The organism is Streptomyces sp. ActVer, from assembly GCF_027270795.1.
Classification (GTDB): Bacteria; Actinomycetota; Actinomycetes; order Streptomycetales; family Streptomycetaceae; genus Streptomyces; species Streptomyces umbrinus_A.
This window is the reverse complement of sequence record NZ_JAPWHT010000519.1, coordinates 1-6925: the sequence shown is the minus strand read 5'-3', so window position 1 is coordinate 6925 and position 6925 is coordinate 1. Positions and strand designations below refer to the sequence as shown.

Below are 6925 nucleotides of genomic sequence, written 5' to 3'. Positions count from 1 at the left end.
AGCACCGGACCCGGCCTCGACGGCGCCATCAAGCCCGACGTGACCGCGCCCGGCGTGGACACCACCGCCGCCTCGGCGGGCCGGCGCCGCCGCAGTACGGCGGTGAACCACCACAGGGCGAGCAGCACGGTCACGGCGAGTACGGCGATGACGGTGGGCCACCACCAGCCGTCGTCCCGCCACCGCGCCCGGTCCGCGTCGCTCAGCAGCACGTCGTGCCGGTCGTCGTGGATCCACCACGAGGGCGGGTTGGCGCCGAGGCCGATGGCCAGCGCGGAGCCGCCGAACACGACGAGGAGCAGGCCCGCGAGGCCCAGCAGTACCCGGTTCACGATCCTCAGCATCCGGCTCATCCCTTCCGGCCCGGCCGCGCGACATGCACCGACAGTGCGGGGCGCCGGGCGAGCCCGAGTCCCCTGATGCCGTCGGCGAGCGTGTCGTCCAGATCGGCGCGTACGTCGTCGAGTCCACGGAAGTGCGACACCGCGCGGACGTCGACCTTCGTGCGCCCCACCCGGACCCGCACCGACCGCACGCCGGACACCTCCATGGCCCGGTCGCGCAGGACCATGGCGGCGGCGCCCCGGTGGAGGCCGGCCCGTACGTCGGCGTGGGCGCGACGCATCGGCAGGACGGCCCGCAGGCCCGGTGTCGCGGCGAGCACGAGCAGCCAGACGCCGAGGGCCGTCGCGACCCCCGCGCCGACGAGGACCCAGGTGTCGTCGAGGGGCCGCTCGGCGAGTTCGTGGGCCAGGGACCTGCGCCAGTGCATGGCGGGCCGGTCGGCGCGGACCGCCACGACGTCGTACAGCAGGAGGCCCGCGCCGGCCACGACCAGCAGCGCGAGGATGCCCGCGGGGACGCGGCGGGCCGACCAGAAGCGGCCTTCCGCGCCATCGGCCTCTTCGAGGACGGGCAGGGGTTTGTAGTCCGCCGCGGAGGCCGACTGGCCGAGTTCGTTCTCGGCCGTCTTCTCGATGACGGGCAGGTGCTGGGTGCTCTCGGAGCCGTGGGACTCGCTCATTGCGTCCTCCCCTGTGCCGCGCCGCGCGTCTGCGCCGAGTGGAGCCGCTCCACCTGGACGGCGACCTCGGGCACTTCCATTCCCGCCAACGCCTCTACCCGCTGAACGACTTGGTGACGCACGGCAGCGCACTGGCCACCGATGTCGGAGGGGTAGTCGAGTTCGAGGCTGACGCGGACACGGGCGACCTCGTGGTGGACGATCACGGTGGCGTGCGGGGGCCCGGCGTCGGGCGGCAGCACGTCGAGGGCCTCGCGCGCCGCGTGTGCGGCGATCTTCGCGACGACCCGGTCGGCGATCCGGAGCGCGCCCCGGTCGCCCGCCTCGACGGTCCGGCCCGGGCTGCCGGGCCGGATGGCGGCACGGGGCCCGGCGGGCTCACCGGCCTCCCCGGCCGCGGTGGACTCACCGGACACGTGCGTCACCGCCGCCGGTCGTCGCGGGTGCCGCGGGTGCGGAAGAAGTCACCGGGGTCGAGGTCTCCTTCGAGGAACCGGCCCACGACGAAGCCGATGGCGCCCAGTGCCGCCACCAGGAGGAAGGCACCGAACCCGCCGAAGTACCCGGCGAAGCCCAGCGCCATTCCGGCGATCATGCCGATCACGGCCAAGCTCATGGTGCACTCCTCAGCAGGTCACTAGCGGACACGGGCAGGTCACCGGCGAGCACCAGCACATCACTGGTACGGCGTCACTGGAGCCTGGTCTCCGGTTCCTCGTCCTCTTCCTCCGGCAGTTTGACGTCGCTGACCGCGATGTTGACCTCGACGACCTCAAGGCCCGTCATGCGCTCGACGGCCGCGATGACGTTCTCCCGTACGTCACGGGCGACGTCGGCGATCGACACGCCGTAGTCGACGACGATCTCCAGGTCGAGCGCGGTCTGCACCTCGCCGACCTCGGCCTTCACACCGCGGGTGGCGGACTTCGAACCACCGCCGGGGACCCGGTCGCGCACGGCCCCGAAGGTCCGCGAGATACCGCTGCCCATCGCGTGCACGCCGAGGACGTCGCGGGCGGCCAGCCCGGCGATCTTCTCGACCACGCCGTCGGCGATGGTGGTACGCCCCCGGCCGGCAGGATCTCCACCGCCGCGCTTGGTCACGCTGGTCTTCCTGAGCTGCTGGTCCGGCTGCTCGACCTCGGGGGTCTCCGGCCGTTTCCGCTGAGTAGTGTCGCTCATCGCCGTGCATCCCTTTCGGTAGGCCCCTCCGCCCACACTAAGTCGGGTTGCCCGGTCGCGCGCCGGGGATGCGGCAGGCTGGGGCAATGACGGCGGACCGATGGACCCAGGCGGTCAGAAATCAGCTCGGCCTCGGCAGACTGCTGCCTCTAGGGGGCCCGCACGACGGCGCATGGATCACCGAGGCGGCGGTGACCGCGGTACTGCGCCGCGCGGCCCGCGACGTGCCGGGCGTACGCCTGGCCGCCGTACGCCTCTCCCTCACCGACCCGGACAGCCCACCCGAGCCGGTCGTACCGCCACCCCCGAGCGCGCTCCCTCCGGGCCCCCTGCGCATCACGGCGGATTTCGCGGCCACACCCGCGGAACCCCTCCCGGCGAGCGCCTCCCGCCTGCGGACGGCTCTCACGGCAGCCGCGACGGATCGCCTGGGCCTGGCGGTCACAGAGGTGGACCTACGGGTGACGGGCCTGCTGGAGGAGGCTCCGAACACACCGGACGAGGACGAGTCCGACGGACGCCCCGGGGACCCCGACCTCCGGCTGGACGCCGACGAGTCCCGCGTGGCCACCGCCGTACGCTCCGTCCCTGGCGTCACTCGACTGGGCGCGGTCCACATCGCAGCCCGCTCCGGCGCCGTGTCCCTCCCCCGCCGCCATGTCCGCGTGGAGTTCGAGGCTGGGGCATCCGCGCGCACGCTGGACGTGGCGAGAGCAGTCCGCACGAGGGTGACCGAGGCACTACCGGATCACCCATCGGTGGCTGCACTGGTAACAGCGGTACGACCGGGATTTTAGGGGCGCGGGGAACTGCGCACCCAGCCCCCACGCACCCGCACCCTCAGAGCGACCTCAGTCACCCACACCCGCAAGATCCCGAAGCCGCCGCCCCTGAGCGGCCCGCTCGGCAACCCGCTGATCCTCATACGTACGACCCACGGCCCCCTGCAACAAGGCCTTGGTCTCGATCAGCGCGTCCCGAGGCGCGGCAAGCAGCGCCCCGGCGAGATCACGCGCGGCATCGTCGAGCTGATCGGCGGGCACGGCGATGCTCGCGAGCCCGGTCCGCTGCGCCTCCTCGGCCAGCACGAACCGCCCGGTCGCACAGATCTCCAGCGCTCGCGCGTATCCGACGAGCCCCACCAGCGGATGCGTGCCCGTCAGGTCGGGTACGAGCCCGAGGCTGGTCTCGCGCATGGCGAACTGCACGTCGTCCGCGACGACGCGCAGGTCACAGGCGAGGGCGAGCTGGAAGCCCGCCCCGATGGCATGCCCCTGCACGGCGGCGATGGACACGATGTCGCTCCGTCGCCACCAGGTGAAACCCTCCTGGTATTCGGCGATGGCAGCGTCGAGCTCGGCGTCCGAACGGCGCGCGAGATCGATGAAGGACGGCTCGCCGTCGAACCCCTCGGGCGTGAACGCCTGCCGGTCGAGCCCCGCGGAGAAGGACTTGCCTTCCGCGCGCAGCAGGACGACACGGACGGTGCCCGGCAGCAACTGCCCCGCCTCGGCCAGTGCCCGCCACAGAGCTGGGCTCTGCGCGTTGCGCTTGGCCGGGTTGGTCAGCGTCACCGTGGCGATCGCGTCGTCGACGGTGAGCCGTACGCCGTCCTTGTCGAGCAGCGGGTCGAACGAAGCCATGGGGGCGCCTCCGATGAGTGCGGTCAGAGAGGGTGCCGTAGGAGCACACCCTTAAGTGACTGCACAGTAACCACCCGGGCGGTCAATCGACCGACCGGGTGGCCACCATCGGAGAACGAGGAGCCGCCCGGCGTCAGGCCGACGCGGCCTTCTTGCCCCGCGTCGCTCCGCCACGCCCACGGAGCGTGACGCCCGACTCACTGAGCATCCGGTGTACGAAGCCATACGAGCGGCCGGTCTCCTCGGCCAGCGCCCGGATGCTCGCACCGGAGTCGTACTTCTTCTTCAGGTCTGCCGCGAGCTTGTCGCGCGCGGCGCCGGTTACCCGGCTGCCCTTCTTCAGAGTCTCGGCCACCCGTGCCTCCTCATGGGAAGTGCGCTCTGGACTTCTCATGATCACCCCTCAAGAGCTTCCTGGCCACCCATTCGGCAAGGTCCGTGCGACAAGCTTTGGGTCCTGGAAGCCCGTCACCATGAGCGGAATACGGAATTCCGCCCGTGCCTGTCCGTACGGCCGAACGGGTTCATTCGCAAAGTCCCAGGTCAGCGACGCGCGACGGCCGGGTCCCTGGGAATAAAGGGCCCGGCCGGAAAATCGATGTAGGACACACCTCGGTACGAGGAGATCTCACACAGATGATGGATCACGGATAAGCCGAATGATCCATACGCAGTTGATCAGTGGTTCGATCAAGCACCGATGACCCCCTCGGTGGGCCGTACGGGGCTCAGGCGAGGGCCACCAGATCCGCGTAGTCGGAGCCCCACAGGTCCTCGACGCCGTCGGGCAGCAGGATGATCCGCTCCGGCTGGAGCGCCTCGACGGCACCCTCGTCGTGGGTGACGAGGACGACAGCGCCCTTGTAGGTGCGCAGGGCGCCGAGGATCTCCTCGCGGCTGGCCGGGTCGAGGTTGTTCGTCGGCTCGTCGAGGAGCAGGACGTTCGCGGAGGACACCACGAGGGTGGCGAGCGCGAGGCGGGTCTTCTCGCCGCCGGAGAGGACGCCGGCCGGCTTGTCCACGTCGTCGCCGGAGAACAGGAACGAGCCGAGGGTCTTGCGGACCTCGACCAGGTCCAGGTCGGGGGCCGCGGAGCGCATGTTCTCCAGGACGGTGCGGGCGGGGTCGAGTGTCTCGTGCTCCTGCGCGTAGTAGCCGAGCTTGAGGCCGTGACCCTCTATGACCTGCCCGGTGTCGGGCTTCTCGGCGCCGCCGAGGAGGCGGAGCAGGGTCGTCTTGCCGGCGCCGTTCAAGCCGAGGATGACGACGCGCGAGCCCTTGTCGATGGCCAGGTCGACGTCGGTGAAGATCTCCAGCGAGCCGTACGACTTCGACAGGCCCTCGGCCATCAGCGGGGTCTTGCCGCAGGGGGACGGCTCGGGGAAGCGCAGCTTGGCGACCTTGTCGGACTTCCGCTCGGCCTCAAGGCCCGCGAGGAGCTTGTCCGCCCGCTTGGCCATGTTCTGGGCGGCGACGGTCTTGGTGGCCTTGGCGCGCATCTTGTCGGCCTGCGAGTGGAGCGCGGACGCCTTCTTCTCCGCGTTCTGCCGCTCGCGCTTGCGGCGCTTCTCGTCGGCCTCGCGCTGCTGCTGGTAGAGCTTCCAGCCCATGTTGTAGACGTCGATCTGGGCGCGGTTGGCGTCGAGGTAGAACACCTTGTTGACGACCGTCTCGACGAGGTCGACATCGTGGGAGATCACGATGAAGCCGCCGCGGTAGGTCTTCAGGTAGTCGCGCAGCCAGACGATCGAGTCGGCGTCGAGGTGGTTCGTCGGCTCGTCGAGGAGCAGGGTGTCCGCGTCCGAGAAGAGGATGCGGGCCAGCTCGATACGGCGGCGCTGACCGCCGGAGAGCGTATGGAGGGGCTGGCCGAGCACCCGGTCGGGCAGGTTGAGCGCGGCGGCGATGGTGGCGGCCTCGGCCTCGGCGGCGTATCCGCCCTTGGTGAGGAACTCCGTCTCCTGGCGCTCGTACTGGCGCATCGCCTTCTCGCGGGTGGCGCCCGAGCCGTTCGCGATGCGCTGTTCGTTCTCGCGCATCTTGCGGATCAGGGTGTCCAGGCCACGTGCGGACAGGACGCGGTCGCTGGCCAGCATGTCGAGATTGCCGGTGCGCGGGTCCTGCGGGAGATAGCCGACCTCGCCGGAGCGGGTGACGGTGCCGCCGGCGGGGGTGCCCTCGCCGGCGAGGACCTTGGTGAGGGTCGTCTTGCCGGCGCCGTTACGGCCGACCAGACCGATGCGGTCGCCCTTGGTGATGCGGAAGGTGGCAGACTCGATGAGGACACGGGCGCCGGCACGCAGTTCGACACCGGAGGCGGAAATCACGGACATACTCCTGGGCAGGGTTGATGACGGGGTGGGTGGCTGAGATCGGTCACGCCGTCTAGTGCGCGAGGAGAATGGCCATGGGCCAAGTCTAACGGGGCCGTGCAACCATTTTTTCTGCGTGCGGGTGTTCGGAAGTGTGACGCTCATTGCCCAACGGCGTGCGGTGCGGGGTGATCCGGCCGAGGTCGTCCACCGCGATCAGCTGGGCGGTCCAGTCCCTTCCCGGGCAGGGCTGCGCGACCAGGAGCACCGCTCCGCGCCGTACCGCCCGCGCGGGTGCGAGGACGCAGCCCCTGCGGGCGGGCACCACCCAGCGCAGGTCACCGTCCTCGACGCGGTACGCGGTGACGCGCCGCGGAGTGACGACGGCGAGCATCCCCCGGTCGAGGTTCCGCAGCACTCCGGCGCCGCCGTGGGCCGCGAGCCAGTCGGCGGCGCCTGGCAGGGCCGCCCTGTGCCAGCGGACGGCTCCGTGGGAGGTGGCGGTGACCAGTCCGTCGTCCCAGAGCGTGATCGCGTCCCCGCGCGCGGGGAGCACGGCGAGCGGCCGGCGCCCCTCGCGCCCGTAGGTCCAGCGCAGCTCACCGGTCCGTCCGTCGTACGCCTCGACCGTGGCCCCGCGCGTACCCAGCCGTGGCGGTGTCGCGTGCGCGGGCTCCACGCGCGCGTGGGCGACGAAATGGTCCCCGTAGGGCACGGGGCGCGCGTGGTGGGCCGCGGCGAGCAGCAGGGCGGCCAGGAGGAGA

9 protein-coding genes and 1 pseudogene are annotated in these 6925 nt (G+C 71.2%); 1 reads left to right on the top strand and 9 read right to left on the bottom strand.

Annotated elements, in window-relative coordinates:
• The 5 genes and pseudogenes from O3Q52_RS46105 to O3Q52_RS46085 all read right to left on the bottom strand — a co-directional run.
• Positions 1–344 (bottom strand): annotated as a pseudogene (locus O3Q52_RS46105) (hypothetical protein); the annotation flags it as partial.
• Positions 345–349: 5 nt separating this feature from the next.
• Positions 350–1024 (bottom strand): DUF6286 domain-containing protein, encoded by a 675-nt coding sequence (locus O3Q52_RS46100; RefSeq protein ID WP_269654456.1) that lies wholly within the window; start codon positions 1022–1024, stop codon positions 350–352.
• The gene (locus O3Q52_RS46095) at positions 1021–1380 is read right to left on the bottom strand and encodes a hypothetical protein (RefSeq protein ID WP_269654458.1); all 360 of its coding nucleotides are present in this window, start codon (positions 1378–1380) and stop codon (positions 1021–1023) included. Before O3Q52_RS46095 ends, O3Q52_RS46100 begins: the two co-directional genes overlap by 4 nt.
• A gap of 65 nt (positions 1381–1445) precedes the next feature.
• Positions 1446–1640: a hypothetical protein gene (locus tag O3Q52_RS46090; protein ID WP_055616254.1), complete on the bottom strand. Its 195-nt coding sequence runs from the start codon at positions 1638–1640 to the stop codon at positions 1446–1448.
• A gap of 74 nt (positions 1641–1714) precedes the next feature.
• A complete protein-coding gene (locus O3Q52_RS46085) occupies positions 1715–2206 on the bottom strand; it encodes an Asp23/Gls24 family envelope stress response protein (RefSeq protein ID WP_055616253.1) in 492 nt (163 codons plus the stop codon).
• Between the two features lie 86 nt (positions 2207–2292).
• On the opposite strand from O3Q52_RS46085, the gene O3Q52_RS46080 reads away from it, so the two are divergent.
• Positions 2293–3003 (top strand): nucleopolyhedrovirus P10 family protein, encoded by a 711-nt coding sequence (locus O3Q52_RS46080; RefSeq protein WP_269654455.1) that lies wholly within the window; start codon positions 2293–2295, stop codon positions 3001–3003.
• Between the two features lie 54 nt (positions 3004–3057).
• Here O3Q52_RS46080 and O3Q52_RS46075 read toward each other — a convergent pair whose 3' ends face one another.
• The 4 genes from O3Q52_RS46075 to O3Q52_RS46060 form a co-directional block, all read right to left on the bottom strand.
• A complete protein-coding gene (locus O3Q52_RS46075; RefSeq protein WP_269654454.1) occupies positions 3058–3849 on the bottom strand; it encodes an enoyl-CoA hydratase/isomerase family protein in 792 nt (263 codons plus the stop codon).
• A 133-nt stretch (positions 3850–3982) separates the two neighbouring features.
• Positions 3983–4204 carry a helix-turn-helix domain-containing protein gene (locus tag O3Q52_RS46070; RefSeq protein ID WP_006123601.1) on the bottom strand — a complete coding sequence of 74 codons (222 nt, stop codon included), beginning with the start codon at positions 4202–4204 and terminating at the stop codon, positions 3983–3985.
• 373 nt (positions 4205–4577) lie between these two features.
• Positions 4578–6176, bottom strand: a complete 1599-nt coding sequence (locus O3Q52_RS46065; protein ID WP_269654453.1) for an ABC-F family ATP-binding cassette domain-containing protein — start codon at positions 6174–6176, stop codon at positions 4578–4580.
• A 91-nt stretch (positions 6177–6267) separates the two neighbouring features.
• The coding region (locus O3Q52_RS46060) for a hypothetical protein (protein WP_332113007.1) at positions 6268–6925 on the bottom strand (658 nt) is incomplete at its 5' end.